Raw genomic sequence first — 21,606 nt, forward strand, 5'->3', positions numbered from 1 at the left:
CTAGAAGCCCTGCCCGCGGAACGAGTTCGGTGCGGTCTGCACCACCCGCTTGCCCGGGGGTTGCACTTCCAGCACCGCCAGCCCGCGCTGGCTGTGACCGCTGGAATTGAACCGGAAGATCCCGTCCGTTCCCTGGAAACCGTCCGTGTTGTCGAGGCGGTTTGCTGGGTAGGGGTTGTTCTGGTCGATGCTGGCCAGCGCGGCGGCAAGGCTCGTCGCGTCATAGGCGAGCGTAGCGATGCGCGGCAGGTCTCCGCCGTAGCGCGAGCGGTAGCGTGCCTGCAGCGAGTTGAAGCCGGCCGGATCGGGCGCGACGAACCAGCCACCCTTGAGCGGCTGGATGTTCAGCACCGTCGGGTCGTCCCACTGGCCGGTCCCGAGCATCTTCACCCGGTTGAGGTCGACGCCGCCTTCGCTCAGCCCGGTCACGATATGCGGCATGGCCGCTGCGCCTTCCGGCGCGAGGATCGCGTTGACCCGGGCATTGGCTCCGGCTGCAATCGGCGCGAATTTCTGGGCTGCGGCCTTGATGGCTGCCGGGTCGGACTTGTAGCGCTCGACCGCGATCAGCTGCCCGCCATTGCGTGAAACCGCCTGCCGCAGCGCGTTTTCGACGAGGATGCCATAGGCGTTCTCCGGCACCAGCGCGCCGAAGGACTTGCGCCCGTTCTGCGCGGCATAATGCACCACGCGGTTGACGTCGCTTTCGGCAAGGAAGCTCAGCAGGCGGACCGTGCCGCCGGCTGCGTTCGGGTCGGACGAGAAGGCGATGACCGGCACGTTGGTCGAACCGGCCACCTGGCCCGCGGCCACGACCTCGTTGGAAAACAGCGGTCCGAGGATCAGCCGCGCGCCGTTCTGGATCGCTTCCAGCGCGGCATCGCGTGCGCCCTGCGGGGTGCCCTTGGTGTCATAGGGGGTGACGGTGACGGCGGAGTTCGGGACTTCCGAGACCGCCATCTCCGAGACGTTGCGCAGGACGGCCGCGGTCGAACCGCCGCTGCCGCCGGCGCTGAAGGGAAGCAAAAGCGCGACCTGCACGGGGCCGGAACCGAACGAACCTGTCGGCGCCGACTGCGCCGGCGCGCTCGGCTGCTGGGCGCCGATGCCCTGTCCGCCGCCGCTACAGGCGGCAAGTGCCGCCGACATGCCAAGCGCCATGCCGAGGCCGAGAAGCCCCCGCCGCGTCGTTTCGCCCTGTCCCCCGTTACGCCTCATGCAACTCATGCCGCTTTCAAACTTGCCCCGATGCCGACTTTGCACCTGCCCGTTCAGGTGTCGGCCATCATGGTAAACAAACCATTGATAGTCTAACCCGTTCTGGCGTCGGAAAAAATGCCCCGTCAGCCGTTTCCGCCGCCGCCCGGCCTGATATGTTGCGAGAAGTCGTAGCGCGTGGAAGCTGCGCGCAAAACCGCCAATGACGGTCTGCGGGCGGTGCAGATGAGGAAACCCCACAGGTGTTGCAGCAAGGCTACGCGATCGGACAGACCGCTTTTCCCGCGCCGCGTCCGGCAAGCGGCCTCTATGTCGTCGCCACGCCCATCGGAAATCTCAAGGACGTGACGATCCGCGCGCTGGAAACATTGGCCGCCGCCGATGTGATCGCCTGCGAGGATACCCGCCATACGCGCCGCCTGCTTGACCACTACGCGATCCGCACCCACTGCCTGTCCTACCACGAGCACAACGCCGCCCAGCGTCGCCCGGAACTGCTGGACAGGCTGGCTGGCGGGCAGGTGGTTGCACTCGTCTCCGATGCCGGCACGCCCCTGGTGTCCGACCCCGGCTTCAAGCTCGTGGAAGCGGTGATCGAGGCGGGCCATGCAGTGTTCCCGCTGCCCGGAGCTTCGGCCACGCTGGCAGCGCTCGTCGCCGCGGGCCTTCCAACTGACAGTTTTTTCTTTGCGGGCTTCCTGCCGTCGAAATCCGGTGCGCGTCGCAACAAGGCAGCCGAGTTCGCAACCGTGCCGGGCACGCTGGTCTTCTACGAGTCGCCAAACCGCGTCGCCGCCATGCTGGCGGATATGCAGGCCGTCTATGGCGACAGGCAGGCCGCCGTTGCCCGTGAACTGACCAAGCGCTTCGAGACGCTGGAGCGCGGCACGCTTGGCGAACTGGCGCAGCGCTTCGGTGAAGGGGCTGCGCCCAAGGGCGAGATCGTCGTCGTCGTCGCGCCGCCCGATGAAGAAGCCCCCAGCGCCGACATCGGCGACGACGCCATTGCCGAGCGGCTGGAATCCCTGAGCGCGGAACATGGCGTCAGCCGCGCCGCGCAGATTCTTGCGCAGGAAACCGGCCTGCCGCGCAAGAAACTCTATACCCGCGCGCTGGAACTCGGCTCGCGGGCCCGGAAGGCGACATGACCGCCCCCGGCGCAGCAGTGCAACGCCGCCGCAGCGCGGAGCGAAGAGGCCGGCGGTCCGAATTCGCAGCACTCGCGCTGTTGGCCGTGAAGGGCTTTCGCCCGCTTGCGCGCCGCTGGCGTTCGCCCGTCGGCGAACTGGACCTCGTCGTCGTGCGCGGCAATCTGCTGACCTTCGTGGAAGTGAAGGCCCGCGCCAGTGAGTCCAGCGGATTGGAAGCCATCACGGCCGCACAGCAGAAGCGCATGGCCGCTGCCGCGCAGGCATGGCTTGCCAGCAACCCCGCCTATGCCAGATACAACATGCGCTTCGACGCGGTGATCGTGACGCCGCGCCGCCTGCCGCGTCACCTGCCCGACGCGTTCCGCCCTCACGCCTGACATTGTTCGGATAGATCAGCCCATGTCCCTGACAGTCGCCGTCCAGATGGACCATATCGCCGGCATCAACATCGCCGGGGATTCCACCTTCGCCCTCATGCTGGAGGCCAAGAAGCGCGGCCACGCGCTGATCCACTACCACGTGCGCGACCTAGCCCAGCGCGGGCGCGATGTGTTCGTGACCGGCGAACCGGTCGAGGTGCGCGACGAGAAGGGCAATCATTTCTCGCTTGGCGAGCGCACCCGGATGCGTCTGGACGAGGCCCAGGTCGTGCTGATGCGGCAGGACCCGCCCTTCGACATGGACTACATCACCGCGACCCACATGCTGGAATGCGTCCATCCGAAAACGCTGGTGGTCAACGATCCGGCCAGCGTTCGCAACGCGCCGGAGAAGATCTTCGTCACCGAATTCTCGCAGTTCATGCCGCCGACGCTGATCACCCGCAACGTTTCGGAGATCGAGGCCTTCCGGACAGAGTTCTCCGACATCGTCATCAAGCCGCTCTACGGCAACGGCGGCAAGGCGGTGTTCCGCCTCAAGCCGGGCGACGAGAATTTCGGTTCGCTCATCGACATGTTCGAAAGCACCTTCCGCGAGCCTTGGGTCATCCAGCAGTACCGCGAGGAAGTGCGCCAGGGCGACAAGCGGATTCTCATCGTCGACGGCAAGTTTGCCGGTGCCGTGAACCGTGTTCCGGCGGAAGGCGATCTGCGCTCCAACATGGTGCGCGGCGGCGTGGCCTCCGAGACCGACCTCACCCCGCGCGAACGCGAGATCGTCGAGGCGCTCGGCCCGGTGTTGAAGGAAAAGGGTCTGATCTTCACCGGCATCGACGTGATCGGCGGCTACCTGACCGAGATCAACGTCACCTCGCCCACCGGCATCCGTGCCATCGCGAAATTAGGCGGCCCGGATGCAGCCGCCATGATCTGGGACGCGATCGAGGAAAAGGTCGGCTAGACTGCCCGCCTAGTGGCAGTGAACGATGCCGGTTGCCCGCTCCATGTGGCAACACTGGCCGGGAGGAGAACTCTTCCGGCAGCCGCCGCCATGGGCGACGGCGGAAACGGTCAAAGTGGCAAGTAAAAGACCGGCCGTCAGGAATCTGAAATACATTGTGCGTCGCCCCCGAATTCATGTTGTCGCGGCGGTTTTGCTCCGCGTGGGTGGTGAGGCTAGGGCCATCTTGCCTTTGCGGCAAAACGAAACGCACACAATGGCAAATGTTCGCCTATTGTTCTTTGGCGGGTGATGCGCTAACTTCCGTTGAGTAACGAACGGAGGGGCGGATGGTCGCCAGGGTCAGGACGGTTGCGCTGGAAGGCATCGACGCGCGCCCGGTGGACGTGCAGGTTCAGGTGTCGCCGGGTCTCCCCGCTTTCACCATTGTCGGCCTGCCGGACAAGGCGGTTGCCGAAAGCCGCGAGCGTGTCCGTGCTGCGCTGACCGCCGTCGGCCTGTCGCTTCCTCCCAAACGCATCACCATCAACCTCGCGCCCGCCGATCTGCCCAAGGAGGGCAGTCATTTCGACCTTCCCATCGCGGCAGGCGTCATGGCGGCAATCGGTGCCATTCCCGCGACCGCGCTCGATGGTCAGGTGGTGCTGGGTGAACTCGCGCTGGATGCGCGCATAAGCGCGGTTGCCGGCGTCCTGCCGGCTGCCATCGCCGCCAATGCCGAAGGCTGCGGACTTGTCTGTCCGGGCGCGTGCGGCGGCGAGGCGGCATGGGCGGCCTCCGACATGGAGATCGCCGCACCCGAAACGCTCACCGCGCTCGTCAATCACCTGAACGGCAATCAGGTGCTGCCGCGTCCCAAACCGGTGATCGGCGTCTCCACATACGCAACCGCCGACATGCGCGACGTGCGCGGGCAGGAATCGGCAAAGCGCGCGCTGGAAGTCGCCGCTGCCGGGGGCCACAACCTGCTGATGGTCGGCCCGCCCGGTGCCGGAAAGTCGATGCTGGCGGCGCGGCTGCCCTCGATCCTGCCGGATCTCACACCAGCGGAAATGCTCGATGTCTCGATGATCCGCTCGGTTGCAGGCGTGCTCGGCGAAACCGGCCTGTCGTCCGTGCGTCCCTTCCGCGGGCCGCACCACTCCGCCTCCATGGCGGCCATGGTCGGCGGCGGCATGAAGGCGCGGCCCGGAGAGGTGACGCTCGCCCACAACGGCGTATTGTTCCTGGACGAGCTGCCGGAGTTTTCACCGCAAGTGCTCGATTCCCTGCGCCAGCCGCTGGAGAACGGCGAGACGGTCATTGCCCGCGCCAACCACCGGGTCACCTATCCCTCGCGCTTCCAGCTCGTCGCGGCCATGAACCCGTGCCGCTGCGGCATGGCGGGCGAACCGGGTCACACCTGTCGCCGTGGTGCGCGCTGCGCCGCCGACTACCAGGCGCGCATCTCCGGCCCCTTCCTCGACCGTGTGGACATCCACCTCGATATTCCGGCCGTCACCGCCGTCGACCTGATGCAGCCCCCGGCGCAGGAGACGAGCGCCGACATTCGCGCCCGCGTCGAGGTGGCCCGCATGATCCAGCGTGAACGCTACGCATCTGTTGCGGGAACCGGATCCGGGATGACGAACGCTGCCGTCCCGGCACCGGTGCTGGAGGAAACGATCGATTTGGCAGCCGATGCCCGCGCGCTGCTCGCCGATGCCGCCAACCGCATGGCGCTGTCGGCGCGCGGCTTCCACCGGGTCCTGCGGGTGTCGCGCACACTCGCCGACCTCGATGGCGCACCCGGCGTCAGCCGCGTGCACGTCGCCGAGGCGCTCTCCTACCGCGCCATGTCGGACCGGCTGGCGGCAGCCGCCTGAACTGCTGCAATCGGTTTACCTTCGTTAACAGATGATTGACCCTTGGCGGCGATCATCCCGCCATGACACAGGGCGAATCATCTCAGGGCGGAAAAACCGCGACGGCCACGAACCTGCGGGCGAGGCCGCTGCCGGCTTGGATTGGCGGATTGCTGGCCGTCGCATTTCCCGTCGGGGTGCTGGGGACGGTCAACGCGGTTCCGGGCACGCTTCCGGCCTCAACGCTGGCAAGTCTGGCGCTTCTTACCCTGATCGGCAGCGCGCTGAGCCTCCTCGTCACGCGGCCTTTTTCCGTGCGACGCGATCAAACGAAAGAAGAGCGCGTCGAGCCGGTCTTCGGAAAACCGCCCGTTTTGAAACCACCCGTGCCCGACCTCTCCTCCATCACGTCGCTCAGCCACGAACTGCGCACGCCGCTCAATGGCGTCCTTGGCCTCGCCGGCCTATTGCTCGACGACGACCTGACCCCCGCGCAGCGCAACCACGTCCACGCCATCCGCCAGTCGGGCCAGACGCTGGCCGCGCTCGTTGACGAGGTTCTCGACCATTCCCGGATGGATGCCGACGGCATCGACATCATGGAAACCGAGTGCGACCCGCGCGCGATCCTGCGTGAAGTGACCGAACTGCTGGCCCTGCGCGCCCACACGAAAAATCTTGGCCTCGGCGCGGTGGTCAGCGATTCGGTGCCGCTGACATTGCATCTCGATGCCGCGCGCCTGCGGCAGGTGCTGACCAACCTCATCGGCAATGCGGTCAAGTACACGCAAACCGGCGGTATCGCCGTCGAATGCCGCTGGCTCGGCGAGGCCGACACCCTCGACGGCGAACTGGAAATCGTCATCTCCGATACCGGCAATGGCATCGCGCCGGAGAACCACGCCCGCATCTTCGAGGTCTTCGAGCGCGCACCGGCCTCCGGTGGCGCTGGCAGCGGCCTTGGTCTCGCCATCGTGCGCCGCACGGTCGATGCCATGGGCGGCGAGATCAACGTGAAGAGCGCGCCCGGCCAGGGTTCGATCTTCACGGTTCTCCTGCCGTGCCGCATCGGGCAGGCAGCAGTGGCCTCGCCGCGCCCGCTGGAAGGTCAGTCCGTCGCCGTGTCGCTGCCCTGCCCATATGAACGCGCGATGATCGCAGCCATGTGCGCGCGTCTTGGTGCGGCAACCGACGTTGCGTCCGAGGATGCCGACATCGTGCTAACCGCGCGCAGCGAGGACGGCGTGCCGCCGGACGCGGCTGCTCCCCACATCGCGCTGCTGTCGCTGACCGAACGTACCGAGCCGGAAAAGCTGCGGCAGCAGGGTTACGCGGGCTATCTGACGCGCCCGGTCCGCGAGGAATCCCTGCTGGCGCGCATCGCCCTGTCGCGCAGCACGCCGCGCGCCAGCACGCGCACCGCGGCGCCGGATGCCGACAAGCTGCCGCGCACGCAGAACCCGAAACGCATCCTGCTTGCCGAGGATGATCCGATCAGCGCCATGCTGCTGGTGGCCATGCTTCAGCGCATGGGCCATGAGGCGCAGCACGTTGGCGATGGCCGCGCCGCGCTTGCCGCCTTGCGCGACCCCGCGAACCGCTTCGATGCGATCCTGCTCGATCTGGAGCTTCCCGAAATGTCGGGTCGCGAGGTTGCCGTGAAGGCGCGTGCCGAAGGCCTCGACCTTCCCATCGTCGCGGTCAGCGCCAGCAATGCGGCAGATGTCGATGCCGACGGCTTTGCCGCCCATTTCGAAAAGCCCATCGACCCGAAGCGCCTTGCGGTCACGCTCGAAGGCCTCGCCGCCCGCAGCGCCGCCTGAGCGGCGGCTGTCATACATCTGTAGAACTGTTATGGTCCTGCTCTACGGCGACTGAAGCGCCGAAGCGAGTCGATGGTCGGGGTTTGCCCCGGACCGACCTTCGGGCTTAAGGAGCGGGGACCATGAGCATTTCTGATACGAATTTCGGATCGCGACTGAAGCCGGGCGGTGCCTGGCACCCGGCGCCGGGCGCGCTGGTGCATGCGCTGACGCCGCGCCGCCTGCGGGCGCGCTTCGACGCGGTTCAACCGCCTGCCACGCTGGCGCGGATCGGCTCGCTGGAAGCACGCCTTGCCCGCACATCGGCGGAAGTGCGCCTCGCGCAGTCGCTGCGCTACCGCGTCTTCTACGAGGAACTTGGCGCGACCGCCGGCCTGCGCACGCGCCGCAAGCGCCGCGATTCAGACCGCTTCGACCGCATCTGCGACCACGTGCTGGTCATCGACCATGAAGCGCGTCCGCCGCGCACGCCGCTTGGCCTGAGCCGTCCTGCCGTGGTCGGCACCTACCGGCTGCTGCGCCACGAACAGGCGCTGGCGACCGGCGGTTTCTACACCGCGCAGGAATACGACATCGCGCCGCTGCTGGACCGGATGCCCGACACGCGCTTTCTTGAGCTTGGCCGCTCCTGCGTGCTGTCGACCCACCGCAACAAGCGCACGCTGGAAGTGCTCTGGGCGGGGGTCTGGGCCTATATCCGCCACCACCGGCTGGATGCGATGTTCGGCTGCGCCAGCTTCCAGGGCACCGAGCCGCGCGACCACGCGCTGGCGCTTTCCTTCCTGCATCACCACGCCACCGCCAGCGGTGACTGGCAGGTGCGCGCCCATGACGAGCTGAACGTGTCGATGAACATGATCCCCGCCTCCGACATGTCGGAGCGCGAGGCGCTGCGTGCCTTGCCGCCGCTCATCAAGGGTTACCTGCGGCTGGGTGCGAAGGTTGGTGAAGGGGCGGTGATCGACCGCCAGTTCGGCACGGTCGATGTCTGCATGTTGCTGCCGACCTCGGCCATCAACCCGCGCTATTTCGGCCATTTCGGTGCGCCGGACGCTCCTGTCGGCAGCGCCTGACGCACCTTATTCCCAAGCCCGGCCTCAACCGTTGACGTTGTAGGCCGCGATGGCCGCGAGGTTGACGAGGTCGCTGTCGCGCGCGCCAAGCGGCGCAATCTGCACGGAGCGATCCAGCCCCGACAGCAGCGGCCCCAGCACCGTCGCACCGCCCAGCTCCTGCAGCATCCGGGTCGCGATGGATGCCGAATGGAACGCCGGCATGACAAGCACGTTGGCCGGTCCCGACAGGCGGCAGAACGGGTAGGCGGCCATCAGGTCTGCGTTGAGCGCAACGTCTGCGGACATCTCCCCGTCATACTCGAAATCGACGCGCCGCTTGTCGAGCAGGGACACGGCCTCGCGAACCCGGTCGGAGCGTTCCCCGCGCGGGTAGCCGAACGTGGAATAGGCGAGCAGGGCGACGCGCGGCTTGTGGCCGAAGCGCCGGGCAACGCGCGCGGCCTCGACCGCGATATCGGCGAGTTCCTCCGCGTTCGGCATGTCGTGGACGGCGGTGTCGGCGACGATGACCGTGCGCCCGCGGCACAGCGCGACCGACGCCCCGATTATGCGGTGGCCGGGCTTGGTGTCGATCACCCGGCGGATCTCATCGAGCACGACGGAATAGTTCCGCGTCACGCCGCTCACCATCGCGTCCGCGTCGCCGCGCGCCAGCATGCAGGCGGCGAAATAGTTGCGGTCGGTGTTGACCATCCGCTGACAGTCACGCTGCAGGAAGCCCTTGCGCTGCAGCCGCCCGTATAGGAATTCCGCATACTCGGTGGATTTCTTCGACAGCTTGGCGTTGGCGATATGGACGTCCTTGCGCTGCTCCAGCCCGAGCGAATTGAGCGTCTCGAGGATTTCCTGGTCGCGCCCGATAAGGATCGGTTCGCCCAGCCCCGCATTGGCGAAGGCATAGGCTGCGCGAATCACCTGTTCTTCCTCGCCCTCGGCGAAGACCACCCGCTTGGGCGACTGCTTGACCGTGCCGAAAATGCCGCTGAGCGAGGCCTGTACCGGGTCGGTCCGTCCGGACAGCTTCTGCCGGTAGGCGTCGAGATCCTTGATCTCGAACCGCGCGACGCCGGTTTCCATGGCCGCCTTCGCCACCGCCGGTGGCACGTAGCTGATGAGTCGCGGGTCGAACGGCACGGGGATGATGTAGTCCGGCCCGTATTTCGGCCGCTTGCCGGCATAGGCCGCCGCCACCTGGTCCGGCACGTCCTCGCGGGCAAGCTGCGCCAGCGCCTTCGCCGCCGCGATCTTCATCTCCATGTTGATGGTGGTCGCGCGCACGTCCAGCGCACCACGGAAGATGAAGGGAAAGCCCAGCACGTTGTTGACCTGGTTGGGGTAGTCGGAGCGTCCCGTCGCCATGATGGCGTCGTTGCGAATCTCCGCCACTTCCTCCGCCGTGATTTCCGGATCGGGGTTCGCCATGGCGAAGATGATGGGCTTGTCCGCCATCGAGCGGATCATCTCGTCCGAGAACGCACCCTTCACCGACAGCCCGAAGACGGCGTCCGCGCCCTTCATGGCATCGGCCAGCGTCCGCTTGTCGGTCTTTGCCGCGTGGGCCGACTTCCACTGGTTCATGCCCTCTTCGCGGCCCTCGTAGATCACGCCCTTGGTGTCGCAGAGGATGACGTTGTCATGCTTCATCCCGAGCGCCTTGAGGAGTTCGGCACAGGCGATGCCGGCGGCCCCGGCCCCGTTGATGACGAGCGTCAGGTCCTCGATCTTCCGGCCCGTCAGGTCGATGGCGTTGATGAGACCGGCCGCCGCGATGATCGCGGTGCCGTGCTGGTCGTCATGGAAGACGGGAATATCGAGAAGCTCGCGCAGCCGCTGCTCGATGATGAAGCACTCCGGCGCCTTGATATCTTCCAGGTTGATGCCGCCGAAGGCGAGGCCGAGATATTTCACGCAGTCGACGAAGGCGTCCGGGTCCTCGGTGTTGACCTCGACATTGATGCCGTCGATGTCGGCGAACCGCTTGAACAGCGCCGACTTGCCTTCCATCACGGGCTTGGCCGCCAGCGGCCCGAGATTGCCCAGCCCCAGGATCGCCGTGCCGTTGGAGATGACCGCGACGATGTTGCCGCGCGCCGTCAGTTCGAACGCCCGGTCGGGGTCCTGCGCGATGGCGAGCACCGGCACCGCCACGCCCGGCGAGTAGGCCAGCGACAGGTCGCGCTGGGTCGCCATCGGCTTCGTCGCGATGAATTCGATCTTGCCCGGCCGGCCCTGCGAGTGAAACTGCAGTGCCTCCTGGTCGGTGAATGTCGGATTGGTGGATTTGGCGACCTTGCGCTCGCCTGCCTCGTCGTCCTTGGCCATGCCGTTCCCCTTGGCGGTTCTCTCCCGATCGGGGCGGTCTTGTTGTTGTGATCCGCTCCCGCCGGCCCGTGCGCAGTTTTTCCTGCTGTCATCGGGCCGGACCAAAAACCTTAAAGAGCGCCCGGTTGCGCCTCAAGGGACTTGTGGACGCACGCGCCAACGCGGCTGCGTCAGCGCAAAGCGTTTGCTAGGGTCCGCGCGACATGGCGAAAAGCGAAACCTCACAGAGCAGCGGGTCGGCAGCGGCGGCGGATGCATTGGCGTCCGCGACGCCGATGATGCGCCAGTACCTGGAGATCAAGGCGCAGAATACCGACAGCCTCCTGTTCTACCGGATGGGCGATTTCTACGAGCTGTTCTTCGACGATGCGGTGCAGGCCTCGCAGACCCTCGGCATCACCCTGACCAAGCGCGGCAAGCACGCTGGCGACGACATTCCCATGTGCGGCGTGCCGGTCGTCTCCGCCGACGATTACCTGCTGAAGCTGATCGCCTCCGGCCACCGCGTCGCCGTGTGCGAGCAGACCGAGGATCCGGCGGAAGCCAAGAAGCGCGGTGCGAAATCGGTAGTCCGCCGCGACGTGGTTCGCCTCGTCACCCCCGGAACGCTCACCGAAGACGCGCTGCTGGACGCGCGTGCCAACAATTACCTCGTCTGCGTGTCGCGGGTGCGCTCCGGCGCGGCGGGCGATGAGTTCGCGCTCGCATGGGCCGACATTTCCACCGGCGAATGCGCCGTCCAGCCGCTGCGAGCCGAGCGGCTCGCGGCTGAACTCGCCCGCCTCGACCCCGGCGAGATCGTGGTGCCGGAAAGCCTGCGCCGCGACGATGCCTACGAGGACCTCTGGACGCAGTATGGCGCCCGCGTCACGCCGCGCGCCGATGTTGCCTTCGATTCAACCTCGGCCACCGAGCGGCTGACGACCTATTTCCGAGTTGCCACGCTGGACGGGTTCGGCGCGTTTTCACGCAGCGAACTGTCTGCGCTCGGCGCGCTGGTCGGCTACGTGGAGCGCACGCAGGTCGGCTCCCGCCCGCCGCTCATGGCCCCGCGCCGCGCCAGCACCGCCGACGTGATGGCGATCGACGCGGCGACCCGCGCCAACCTTGAAATGACGCGAACCCTGTCCGGGTCGCGCAAGGGCACGCTGCTGGCCGCCGTCGACCGCACGGTGACCTCTGCCGGTGCGCGCTGCCTTGCTGCGTGGTTGACCTCGCCGCTGACCGATCTGGCTGCCATTGCCGCGCGCCACGAGGCGGTGGCCGCCCTGTGCGCCGATGCACGCCTTCATGCCGATATCACCGCCGCGCTTCGCGCCTGCCCGGACATTGCCCGCGCCCGCGCCCGGCTGGCGCTGCTGCGCGGCGGGCCGCGCGATCTCGGCGCGATCCGCGATGCGTTGGCAGCCTCCGATGAACTGGCGCGAACCATGTCGCGCGCCGGGTCCGGCTTGCCGGAGCGTCTGTCCGATACGGCGCGGGCTTGCGCCGCCGTGCCCGAAGCCCTGCGCGCCGAACTGATCGCGGCGCTCGCCGATGAACTGCCCGTGCAGCGGCGCGACGGCAATTTCGTTCAGGCGGGCTACCGGAGCGATCTCGATGAAGCGCGCACCCTGCGAGACGAGGCCCGTCGCTTCATCGCAGCACTTGAGGGCAAGTACCGCGACGAAACCGGCATCAAGCCGCTGAAGATCCGCCACAACAATTTCCTCGGATACTATGTCGAGGTGCCGCTCCAGCACGGCGAGAAACTGCTGGAGGAAGGTGCGGAAACCTTCATCCACCGCCAGTCCATGCCCAACGCCAAGCGGTTCACCACGACCGAGCTGGGTGACCTGCAGGGCCGCATCGATGCGGCAGCCGGCGACGTGGAGCGCATCGAGGGGGAGGTATTCGAACGGTTGCGCCTTGCGGTGACAGAGGCCGGCGACCTGCTCGGCGAACTGGCGCAGGCGCTGGCCGAACTCGACGTCTATTGCGGGTTCGCCACCGTCGCGCAGGAGCGCGGCTACGTCCGGCCCCAGCTGAGCGAGGACGTACGCTTCGACATCGTGGCGGGGCGGCACCCGGTGGTGGAGCAGTCGCTGGCGGCCAGCGGGCAGGGCACCTTCGTTGCCAACGATTGCGACCTTGGCGCACCGGACGGCACGACCGAGAACGGCGCGATCTGGCTCGTCACCGGCCCCAACATGGCCGGTAAATCGACCTTCCTGCGCCAGAACGCGCTGATCGCCATTCTCGCCCAGTGCGGCAGCTTCGTGCCCGCCAAGGAAGCGAAGATCGGCATCGTCGACCGGCTGTTCAGCCGGGTCGGCGCGGCGGACGATATCGCGCGTGGACGTTCGACCTTCATGGTCGAGATGGTCGAGACCGCGGCGATCCTCAATCAGGCCGGCCCGCGCGCGCTCGTCATCCTCGATGAGATCGGGCGCGGCACGGCGACCTATGACGGCCTGTCCATCGCATGGTCTGTGCTCGAACACCTGCACGCCGAAAACGGCTGCCGCGCGCTCTTCGCCACGCATTTCCACGAGCTGGCCGCGCTGACCGCGACCTTGCCGCGCCTCAAGCCCGCGACGCTGAAAGTGCGCGAATACAAGGGCGAGGTCGTCTTCCTGCACGAGGTCATCACCGGCGCTGCCGACCGGTCTTACGGCGTGCAGGTCGCCCGCCTTGCGGGCCTTCCCGAAGCGGTGATCGAGCGCGCAAGGATCGTGCTGGCGGAACTGGAAGCGGCCGAACGCAGCGCCGATCCGCACCAGCTGGTTGCCGACCTGCCGCTTTTTTCAAGCACGGCCAAGGCAGCACCGAAGCCGCATGAAAGTGCGCTGGATCGGGAGGTCGAAAACCTCAATCCAGACCAGATGACACCGCGCGAAGCATTGGAATTCCTTTACCGGCTGAAGGAACTGCGCCAGAAACAGGGGTGATGTCGGTCAAACAGGTCAAAGAATCAATGTCTCAGGACTATCTCGAAGGAACGCCCGAAAGCCGGGTTCAGGCTTTGCAGGACGCGCTCTTTGAACTCTGGGACGCCGATTCCGACGATACCGCCAGCCGCGCCGCCGTGCTGGGCCATCTCAAGACCTACATGAAGGATGCTCGCGACAGCATCGAGCAGCGTCTGATCGACGACGGCAAGGGCAAGGCCTGCGCGCGGAGGCTCTCGGAGTTGCAGGACAATGTCCTCACCGCGCTGTACGAACTGGCCCTCAACCGGATTTACCGCGCCACCAATCCCTCCTCCGCCGAGCGCATCGCCATCATCGCCGTTGGTGGCTACGGGCGCGCCACCATGGCGCCCGGCTCCGACGTCGACCTGCTGTTCCTGCTTCCCTACAAGCAGACCGCCTGGGGCGAGAGCATCGTCGAGTTCCTGCTCTACATGCTCTGGGACCTCGGCCTGAAGGTCGGCCACTCCACCCGCACGATCGATGACTGCGCCCGCCTCGCCAAGCAGGACATGACCATCCGCACCGCCATGCTGGATGCGCGCCTCATCACCGGTGACGAGGACCTCTATTCCGACCTGCGCGAACGCTACGCCCACGAGTTCCAGCGCGGCGGCTCGCGCGATTTCATCGAGGCGAAGCTGCGCGAGCGCAACGATCGCCACAGCCGCGCCGGTGAATCGCGCTACCTCGTCGAGCCGAACGTGAAGGACGGCAAGGGCGGCCTGCGCGACCTGAACACGCTTTTCTGGCTTGCGACCTATCACTACGGCGTCGATCGGCTCGGTCCGCTGGTGGAACGCGGTGTGCTGACGCGCAGCGAAGTGCGCCTGTTCGACAAGTGCGAGGAATTCCTGTGGGCGGTGCGCTGCCACCTGCACTTCCTCACTGGGCGCGCCGAGGAGCGGCTGAGCTTCGACCTGCAACGGGCCATGGCCGAGCGGCTCGGCTATAACGACCATCCGGGCGTGAAGGACGTGGAGCGCTTCATGCGCCACTACTTCCTCGTCGCCAAGGATGTCGGCGACCTGACCCGCGTGCTGTGCGCGGCGCTGGAACTGGAACACGTGAAGTCGGCGAGCGTCATGTCGATGGTGGTCGGGCGCTTCCGCCGCCGCAAGGCCGGTGCCGTGCCGGACATGCCGGGCTTCACCATCGAGGCCGACCGGCTGAACGTCGAGGACGACGAGGTCTTCAAGCGCGATCCAGTCAACCTGCTGCGGCTGTTCCATGCCTCCGACAAGTACAATCTCGACTTCCACCCGGACGCGATCCGGCTGGCGCGGCGCTCGCTGAAGCTGATCGATTCCAAATTGCGCGAGGACGAGGAAGCCAACCGGCTGTTCCTCGATATCCTGACTTCGCGCAACGACCCGGAGCTGATCCTGCGCAAAATGAATGAAGCCGGCGTCCTCGGCCGCTTCATCCCGGATTTCGGCAAGATCGTCGCGTTGATGCAGTTCAACCTCTACCACCACTTCACGGTGGACGAGCACCTGATCCGATCGCTCGGCATCCTCGCGGCCATCGAGCAGGGCCGCATGAAGGACGACCACCCGCTGGCGAGCGAGCTGATCGGCACGCTGGAAAATCGCCGGCTGCTCTACGTCACAATGCTGCTGCACGACATCGCCAAGGGCCGCCCGGAGGATCACTCCACCGCCGGGGCGCGCATCGCGCGCAGGCTGTGCCCGCGCTTCGGCTTCTCGGCGGCGGAAACCGCAACCGTCGCCTGGCTGATCGAGAACCATCTCGTCATGTCCATGACGGCACAGTCGCGCGACCTGTCGGACGTGCGCACCATCGAGGATTTCGCAAGCCTCGTGCAGAGCCCGGAACGGCTGAAGCTCCTGTTGATTCTGACCGAGGCCGATATCGATGCCGTCGGCCCCGGTACATGGAACGACTGGAAGGCGGCCCTGCTGCGCCAGCTCTACATGGAGACCGAAACGGTCCTCACCGGCGGGCACACCCGCGTCGCCCGCATCCGCCGGGTCGAGAGCGTCAAGGCGAGCCTGCGCGAGGCGCTCAGCGACTGGTCGCAGGAGAGGTTCGACGACTTCGCCGAGCGCCATTACCCGGCCTACTGGCTGCGCACCTCCACCGAACGTCAGGTGGCGGACGCGGAATTCTTCGATTCCATCGATACCGAAGCCGACGCGCTCGCCTTCCGCACCGAGGTCGACGATGTGAACGGCGTCACCGAACTCACCATCCTCGCGCCGGATCACCCGCGCCTGCTGTCGCTGCTGGCCGGTGCCTGTGCCGCGGCCTCCGCCGACATCGTCGACGCCCAGATCTTCACGACCACCGACGGCTTCGCGTTCGACACGATCCGCCTGCGTCGCGAGCCCGGCAACGATGCCGACGAATATGCCCGGGCCAATCGCGTCGCCGACCATTTCCGCCGCGCCGTCACCGGCGAGCAGGGGATGGCACAGATCATTGCCGAGAAGGACAAGCCGCGCGGGCGCATCAAGGCGTTCGACCTCGCGCCGCACGTCACGATCTCCAACGACCTGTCGGATCGCTTCACCGTCATAGAGGTGTCCGGGATTGACAGGCCGGGCCTGCTTCACGCATTGACCGCCACCCTGGCGCGGCTCAATCTCGATATCACGTCTGCACGCGTTGCCACGTTCGGCGAGCGCGCGGTCGATGTGTTCTACGTGACGGACCTGACCGGCCAGAAGATCACCAACACGAATCGCCAGGGCGCGATCCGTCGCCACCTGCTGGCGACCTTCGAGCCGGCGGCCAAGGCGGCCTGACCAGACCATGAGCCTTCTGCGCAACTTCGCAACCGTCGGCAGCGCGACGGCGTTCAGCCGTGTGCTCGGCTTCGGGCGTGACATGCTGATGGCGGCAGCGCTGGGCACCGGCGGCGTGGCGGATGCCTTCTTCGTGGCGTTCCGCTTCCCCAACCTGTTCCGGCGGCTGTTTGCCGAAGGCGCGTTCAACTCCGCCTTCATCCCGCTCTTTGCCCGCAAGCTGGAAGGCGAGGGCGACGAGCCCGCCCGCCTCTTTGCGCAGGACGTGCTGGCGGCGCTGCTGTTTGCGCTGCTGATCCTCACCGCGGTGGCGGAAATCGCCATGCCTGTGCTGATGTTCGTGATGGCGCCGGGCTTCTACACCGACCCGGAGAAGTTCGATCTCGCCGTCTGGCTGACGCGGATCTGCTTTCCCTACCTGCTGTTCGTGTCGCTGCTGGCCTTCGTGTCCGGCATCCTGAACGCCAAGGGCCGCTTCGCGGTGGCGGGCTTTGCCCCGGTGCTGCTCAACATCGTCTTCATCATCGCGCTGGCCGCGATCATCTATGCCGGCCACGCCGAAAGCCCCACCGCCGGCTATTGGCTCTCCGTCGCCGTCTTCGTCGGCGGCGTGCTGCAGCTCGTGGCCGTCCTGATCGAGCTGAAGCGGTCCGGCTGGGTGCTGGCGCTCAGGCGCCCGCGCTATACCGAAGGTGTCAAGCGCCTGTTGAAGCTGGCGGTCCCGGCGATCCTCGCCGGCGGCATCACCCAGATCAACATCGTGATCGGCACCATGATCGCATCCATGGCCGCCGGTGCCGTCTCCTACCTCTATTATGCCGACCGCGTGTACCAGCTGCCGCTGGGCATCGTCGGCATCGCGATCGGCGTCGTTCTGCTGCCCGATCTTGCCCGCCGCCTGCGCTCCGGCGCGCTTGAAGCCGCCAGCGGCCAGCAGAACCGGGCGCTGGAATTCGCGATGATCCTGACCCTGCCGGCGGCAGGCGCGCTGTTCATCGCGGCAACGCCCATCATCGCCGGGCTGTTCGAACGCGGCGCGTTCGATGCGGAAGCGACCGCGCGCACCGCGCCGGTGCTCGCCGCCTTCGCGCTGGGCCTGCCCGCCTTCGTGCTCATCAAGGTGTTCCAGCCGGGTTTCTTTGCCCGCGAGGACACGAAGACGCCCATGTGGTTCGCGGCGATCAACGCCATCGTGAACATCGTCATCAGCCTCGCGCTGTTTCCGTGGCTGCAGCACATCGGCATCGCCATCGCCACCACCATCGGCGGCTGCATCAATGCCTGCCTGCTGGGTCTGACGCTCTACCGGCGCGGTCATTTCATCCCCGATCCGCGGCTGACGAAGAGGCTGGTCGGCGCGCTGGCGGCCACCGGGCTGATGGTTGCAGCCCTCATCATCGCCAGCGTCATTTTCGCCGTCTGGGTCGATGACACAGCATCCGCAGCCGGAAAACTGATCCACCTGGCCACCCTCGTGATCGTCGGGATGCTGGCCTATGTCGTGGCGATCTTCGCGCTCGGCGTCACCTCGCGCAGCGAGCTTGCAGGTTACATGCGCCGCCGCTGAACTTGCGCAGGTCTGCCTGATCGGCCATAACCCCGGCGCCTTTTAAAAGCCGGGCAGCGCGCCCGGTTTTCGCGAACCTCAGGGGACTGTTTTCAATGTCCGCGTTCCAACAGCGTGTCTTCTCCGGCGTCCAGCCCACCGGCAACCTGCATCTGGGCAACTATCTCGGCGCGATTCAGAAATTCGTCGATCTGCAGGACAACTACGACTGCATGTATTGCGTTGTGGACATGCACGCGATCACGGTCTGGCAGGACCCCAACGAGCTGCGCGACAACATCCGCGAAGTGACGGCGGCATTCCTGGCGGCCGGCATCGACGCGAAGAAGCACATCGTCTTCAACCAGAGCCGCGTGCCGCAGCACGCCGAGCTTGCCTGGGTGTTCAACTGCGTGGCTCGCATGGGCTGGCTCAACCGCATGACCCAGTTCAAGGAAAAGGCCGGCAAGGACCGCGAGAACGCCTCCGTGGGCCTGTTCGCCTACCCGGCACTGATGGCCGCCGACATCCTCGTCTATCGTGGCACGCATGTTCCCGTTGGCGACGACCAGAAGCAGCACCTGGAACTGGCGCGCGATATCGCGCAGAAGTTCAACAACGACTTCGCCGATTCCATCGCCGCGAACGGTCATGCGGACGGCTTCTTCCCGCTGCCCGAGCCGCTGATCACCGGTCCCGCCACCCGCGTCATGTCGCTGCGTGACGGGTCGAAGAAGATGTCGAAGTCGGACGCGTCCGACCTGTCGCGCATCAACCTGCGCGACGATGCCGAGCAGATCGCCGCCAAGATCCGCAAGGCGCGCACCGACCCCGAGCCGCTCCCCTCCGAGGCCAAGGGCCTGGAAGGCCGCCGCGAAGCCGACAATCTCGTCGGCATCTATGCAGCCTTGTCCGGTGATAGCCGCGACAAGGTGCTGAGCGAGTTTGGCGGCGGCCAGTTCTCGTCCTTCAAGCAGGCGCTTGCGGACCTGTGCATCGAGAAGCTCGCCCCGATCACCTCGGAAATGCGCCGCATGCAGGCCGACACCGCCTACATCGATTCGGTGCTGGAGGATGGTGGCGTGCGCGCCCGCGAACTGGCGCAGGGCACGATGGATCAGGTCAAGGACATCATCGGCTTGCTGCGTTGAGCGTCGCCCGTCCCATCAAACCGCTTGTCGTCTTCCGCCGCCTTTGGCAGCATCGCGCACCATGACAACATATCGCCGCCAGAGTCGCGAAGAGGGCCACAATCGGAAGTTTCTCGTCGTTATCGACGAGACGCCGGAATGCGAGCGCGCGGTGTTCTATGCCAGCCGCCGCGCCGAGCGCACCGGTGGCAAGCTGACGATGCTCTACGTCATCAATCCGTCCGAATTCCAGCATTGGCTGGGCGTGGAGTCGATCATGCGCTCCGATGCCGAGCACGAGGCGCGCCGCGTGCTGGGTGACTATGCCGAGAAGCTGCGCGAGACGGTCGGCATCGAGCCGGAAGCGGTGATTCGCGAAGGTGTGCGCCCGGAAGAGGTGCGCGGCCTCATCGAGGAGGACAAGGATATCGCGATCCTCGTCCTTGCCGCCGGCCACGGCGGGGAGGGTCCCGGCCCGCTGGTCAGCGAGATTGCCGGGCGGTCTTCGGCGGAATTTCCGGTGCCGATCACCATCGTTCCCGGCACCTTGAGCGACGAAGACATCAACGCGCTCGCCTGAGGGCTTGCGCATGTGCGCAATGCGCGCGCAGCCCTTGACCCGGTAGGCTGCGAACCACAAATTGGAATAGTTCAAAAAAGCCTCTATAACGATGTGCAGATGGCGGCTTGGCCGCCCCGACACGCGACAGGACACCTGATGTTCATTCAGACCGAGACGACGCCGAACCCGGCGACCCTGAAGTTCCTCCCCGGCCGCGCCGTGCTGCCCGGCGACACGCTGGACATGCGCTCCGCCGAGGATGCCGAGATTTCCCCGCTCGCCAGCGCGCTCTTTGCGGTCGATGGCGTTTCGGGTGTCTTCTACGGCGCGGACTTCATCGCCGTCACCAAGGACGAGCAGGTCGACTGGCAGTTCATCAAGCCGGCGATCCTCGGCTCGATCATGGAACACTTCATGTCCGGCGGCCCGCTCTTGGCCGGCGAGCACGAAGAACAGGTCGGCGATGAGGAATTCTTCGACGAATCGGACACCCAGACCGTCGAGACCATCAAGGAACTGCTGGAAACCCGTGTGCGTCCTGCCGTTGCCCATGATGGCGGCGACATCGCCTTCCGCGGCTTCAAGGATGGCATCGTCTACCTGCACATGCGCGGCGCCTGCGCCGGTTGCCCCAGCTCCACCGCGACGCTGAAGAACGGCATCCAGAACCTGCTGCGCCACTTCCTTCCCGACGTCGAGGAAGTCCGCCCGGTCTGAGGGGCGATTGCGCGCAGGCCTGCCGCGCGCTACTCCAGCGCGCGATGCGCGTACTTTCCATTGATACGACAGGCCCGGCCTGCTGCGCGGCGCTGGTGGAATTTTCCACCGGCGAAACCGTGCTCGGCAGCATTGTCGAGCCGATGCAGCGCGGCCATGCCGAGGCGCTGATACCGATGCTCGACCGGCTGGTGCCCGACAGGGCCAAGGCGCTCGGCCAGGTCGATCGCATCGCCGTCACCATCGGTCCCGGCTCCTTCACGGGCTTGCGCGTCGGCATTTCTGCGGCGCGCGGTCTGGCGCTGGCGCTTGGAAAGCCGGTCGTCGGTGTCACGGTGTTCGACTGCATTCGAGCATCACTTCCCGCTGATGCCGGCCCGCTTGCCATCGCGCTGGATGCCAGGCGCAACGAAATCTACCTGCAGGCCTTCGATGTTCCCGGTCTCGATGCCGGGCCGCAGGTGCTCACCGTGGACGACGCCGCTGCGTTGCTTCCGCCGGACGTTGCAATCTTCGGGACCGCCGCGCCGTTGCTGGGCCGCGACCCCGGCATGGACGTGCTGCCGTGCGATCCCTTAGCGCTGGCGCGCGTCGGCGCGAGGCTCGACCCGGCGATCGCACCGCCCACCCCGCTCTATCTCCGTAAACCCGATGCCAAGCCACAAGCCCATGCAGCCGTCGCGCGCGCCTGAGCTCTGCTGCAATCCGGTCGGTGAAAGCGCGGCTGCGGAAATCGCCGCGCTGCATCGCCGCGCCGATCCACCCGGCTGGTCGCTGGATGCCTGGCGCGGCCAGCTGGCGCAGCCTGCGACCTGCTGCATCGGCGGCTGGCTCGATGGCACGCTGGTCGGGTTCGTCACGCTGGGCATTGCCGCGGGCGAGGCGGAAGTGCTGATGATCGCCGTCGACCCGGCCCACCGCAATGCCGGTTTGGCGCGCAAACTCCTCCGCCACGCGCTCGAATTGGCGGCAGAACGCGGCGCGCAGACCTGTTTTCTGGAAGTGGCCGTCGACAACGCGCCTGCATGTGCGCTTTATGCGCGCTGCGGCTTCTCGCAGGTCGCGGTCCGCAAGGGCTACTATGCGCGCGGCAAGGGCGTGGTCGATGCGCTGGTCCTGGCAAGGCCGCTGACCCGCGCCGCGTGAAGGGATCC

The 21,606-nt window shown here is 66.5% G+C and carries 16 protein-coding genes; 14 read left to right on the forward strand and 2 right to left on the reverse strand.

Translation table 11 applies throughout. From position 1 onward, the window contains the following. Nucleotides 1-1,218 (reverse strand): penicillin-binding protein activator, encoded by a 1,218-nt coding sequence (locus ACKTEK_RS14930; protein ID WP_409166081.1) that lies wholly within the window; start codon nt 1,216-1,218, stop codon nt 1-3. Nucleotides 1,219-1,460: 242 nt separating this feature from the next. Between ACKTEK_RS14930 and rsmI the strand changes: the two genes are divergently transcribed. From rsmI to ACKTEK_RS14960, 6 genes are all read left to right on the forward strand, one after another. Then, nucleotides 1,461-2,366 (forward strand): 16S rRNA (cytidine(1402)-2'-O)-methyltransferase, encoded by a 906-nt coding sequence (gene rsmI, locus ACKTEK_RS14935; RefSeq protein ID WP_409166082.1) that lies wholly within the window; start codon nt 1,461-1,463, stop codon nt 2,364-2,366. Further along, a complete protein-coding gene (locus ACKTEK_RS14940; RefSeq protein WP_409166083.1) occupies nt 2,363-2,746 on the forward strand; it encodes a YraN family protein in 384 nt (127 codons plus the stop codon). The genes rsmI and ACKTEK_RS14940 overlap by 4 nt, the downstream gene beginning before the upstream one ends. Before the next feature lie 22 nt (nt 2,747-2,768). After that, entirely contained in the window at nt 2,769-3,710 is a 942-nt protein-coding gene (gshB, locus tag ACKTEK_RS14945; protein ID WP_409166084.1) for a glutathione synthase, read from the forward strand. A 329-nt stretch (nt 3,711-4,039) separates the two neighbouring features. Continuing rightward, the gene (locus ACKTEK_RS14950) at nt 4,040-5,575 is read left to right on the forward strand and encodes a YifB family Mg chelatase-like AAA ATPase (RefSeq protein WP_409166085.1); all 1,536 of its coding nucleotides are present in this window, start codon (nt 4,040-4,042) and stop codon (nt 5,573-5,575) included. A 62-nt stretch (nt 5,576-5,637) separates the two neighbouring features. Continuing rightward, on the forward strand, nt 5,638-7,377 hold the full coding sequence (locus tag ACKTEK_RS14955) for an ATP-binding protein (RefSeq protein ID WP_409166086.1): 1,740 nt from the start codon (nt 5,638-5,640) through the stop codon (nt 7,375-7,377). A gap of 122 nt (nt 7,378-7,499) precedes the next feature. Next, a complete protein-coding gene (locus ACKTEK_RS14960; RefSeq protein ID WP_409166087.1) occupies nt 7,500-8,450 on the forward strand; it encodes a GNAT family N-acetyltransferase in 951 nt (316 codons plus the stop codon). Nucleotides 8,451-8,474: 24 nt separating this feature from the next. On the opposite strand, the gene ACKTEK_RS14965 is transcribed toward ACKTEK_RS14960, so the two are convergent. After that, nucleotides 8,475-10,775: an NADP-dependent malic enzyme gene (locus ACKTEK_RS14965; RefSeq protein ID WP_409166088.1), complete on the reverse strand. Its 2,301-nt coding sequence runs from the start codon at nt 10,773-10,775 to the stop codon at nt 8,475-8,477. Nucleotides 10,776-10,978: 203 nt separating this feature from the next. Here ACKTEK_RS14965 and mutS point away from each other — a divergent pair, with 203 nt between their 5' ends. From mutS to rimI, 8 genes are all read left to right on the forward strand, one after another. Then, nucleotides 10,979-13,705, forward strand: coding sequence for a DNA mismatch repair protein MutS (mutS, locus tag ACKTEK_RS14970; protein WP_409166089.1), 2,727 nt, complete (start codon nt 10,979-10,981; stop codon nt 13,703-13,705). Nucleotides 13,706-13,731: 26 nt separating this feature from the next. Continuing rightward, nucleotides 13,732-16,497 carry a [protein-PII] uridylyltransferase gene (locus ACKTEK_RS14975; RefSeq protein WP_409166090.1) on the forward strand — a complete coding sequence of 922 codons (2,766 nt, stop codon included), beginning with the start codon at nt 13,732-13,734 and terminating at the stop codon, nt 16,495-16,497. A 7-nt stretch (nt 16,498-16,504) separates the two neighbouring features. Beyond that, a complete protein-coding gene (gene murJ, locus ACKTEK_RS14980) occupies nt 16,505-18,064 on the forward strand; it encodes a murein biosynthesis integral membrane protein MurJ (protein ID WP_409166091.1) in 1,560 nt (519 codons plus the stop codon). Nucleotides 18,065-18,159: 95 nt separating this feature from the next. Beyond that, nucleotides 18,160-19,194: a tryptophan--tRNA ligase gene (trpS, locus tag ACKTEK_RS14985; protein ID WP_409166092.1), complete on the forward strand. Its 1,035-nt coding sequence runs from the start codon at nt 18,160-18,162 to the stop codon at nt 19,192-19,194. A gap of 61 nt (nt 19,195-19,255) precedes the next feature. Continuing rightward, the gene (locus tag ACKTEK_RS14990; protein ID WP_409166093.1) at nt 19,256-19,753 is read left to right on the forward strand and encodes a universal stress protein; all 498 of its coding nucleotides are present in this window, start codon (nt 19,256-19,258) and stop codon (nt 19,751-19,753) included. 138 nt (nt 19,754-19,891) lie between these two features. Continuing rightward, entirely contained in the window at nt 19,892-20,452 is a 561-nt protein-coding gene (locus ACKTEK_RS14995) for a NifU family protein (protein WP_409166094.1), read from the forward strand. Between the two features lie 44 nt (nt 20,453-20,496). After that, nucleotides 20,497-21,144, forward strand: a complete 648-nt coding sequence (gene tsaB / locus ACKTEK_RS15000; protein WP_409166095.1) for a tRNA (adenosine(37)-N6)-threonylcarbamoyltransferase complex dimerization subunit type 1 TsaB — start codon at nt 20,497-20,499, stop codon at nt 21,142-21,144. After that, a complete protein-coding gene (gene rimI / locus ACKTEK_RS15005) occupies nt 21,122-21,598 on the forward strand; it encodes a ribosomal protein S18-alanine N-acetyltransferase (RefSeq protein WP_409166096.1) in 477 nt (158 codons plus the stop codon). Before tsaB ends, rimI begins: the two co-directional genes overlap by 23 nt. The last annotated feature ends 8 nt before the right edge of the window (nt 21,599-21,606 follow it).

The organism is Tepidamorphus sp. 3E244 (assembly GCF_046159835.1).
In the GTDB taxonomy this organism is placed as follows: Bacteria; Pseudomonadota; Alphaproteobacteria; order Rhizobiales; family Tepidamorphaceae; genus JACKJK01.

Bases quoted from the DNA above. Each gene is read 5' to 3' on its own strand.
- ACKTEK_RS14930 (WP_409166081.1), bottom strand. From the start codon at position 1,218: ATGAGGCGTAACGGGGGACAGGGCGAAACGACGCGGCGGGGGCTTCTC.
- ACKTEK_RS14940 (WP_409166083.1), top strand. From the start codon at position 2,363: ATGACCGCCCCCGGCGCAGCAGTGCAACGCCGCCGCAGCGCGGAGCGA.
- gshB (WP_409166084.1), top strand. From the start codon at position 2,769: ATGTCCCTGACAGTCGCCGTCCAGATGGACCATATCGCCGGCATCAAC.
- ACKTEK_RS14950 (WP_409166085.1), top strand. From the start codon at position 4,040: ATGGTCGCCAGGGTCAGGACGGTTGCGCTGGAAGGCATCGACGCGCGC.
- ACKTEK_RS14955 (WP_409166086.1), top strand. From the start codon at position 5,638: ATGACACAGGGCGAATCATCTCAGGGCGGAAAAACCGCGACGGCCACG.
- ACKTEK_RS14960 (WP_409166087.1), top strand. From the start codon at position 7,500: ATGAGCATTTCTGATACGAATTTCGGATCGCGACTGAAGCCGGGCGGT.
- ACKTEK_RS14965 (WP_409166088.1), bottom strand. From the start codon at position 10,775: ATGGCCAAGGACGACGAGGCAGGCGAGCGCAAGGTCGCCAAATCCACC.
- mutS (WP_409166089.1), top strand. From the start codon at position 10,979: ATGGCGAAAAGCGAAACCTCACAGAGCAGCGGGTCGGCAGCGGCGGCG.
- ACKTEK_RS14975 (WP_409166090.1), top strand. From the start codon at position 13,732: ATGTCTCAGGACTATCTCGAAGGAACGCCCGAAAGCCGGGTTCAGGCT.
- murJ (WP_409166091.1), top strand. From the start codon at position 16,505: ATGAGCCTTCTGCGCAACTTCGCAACCGTCGGCAGCGCGACGGCGTTC.
- trpS (WP_409166092.1), top strand. From the start codon at position 18,160: ATGTCCGCGTTCCAACAGCGTGTCTTCTCCGGCGTCCAGCCCACCGGC.
- ACKTEK_RS14990 (WP_409166093.1), top strand. From the start codon at position 19,256: ATGACAACATATCGCCGCCAGAGTCGCGAAGAGGGCCACAATCGGAAG.
- ACKTEK_RS14995 (WP_409166094.1), top strand. From the start codon at position 19,892: ATGTTCATTCAGACCGAGACGACGCCGAACCCGGCGACCCTGAAGTTC.
- tsaB (WP_409166095.1), top strand. From the start codon at position 20,497: ATGCGCGTACTTTCCATTGATACGACAGGCCCGGCCTGCTGCGCGGCG.
- rimI (WP_409166096.1), top strand. From the start codon at position 21,122: ATGCAGCCGTCGCGCGCGCCTGAGCTCTGCTGCAATCCGGTCGGTGAA.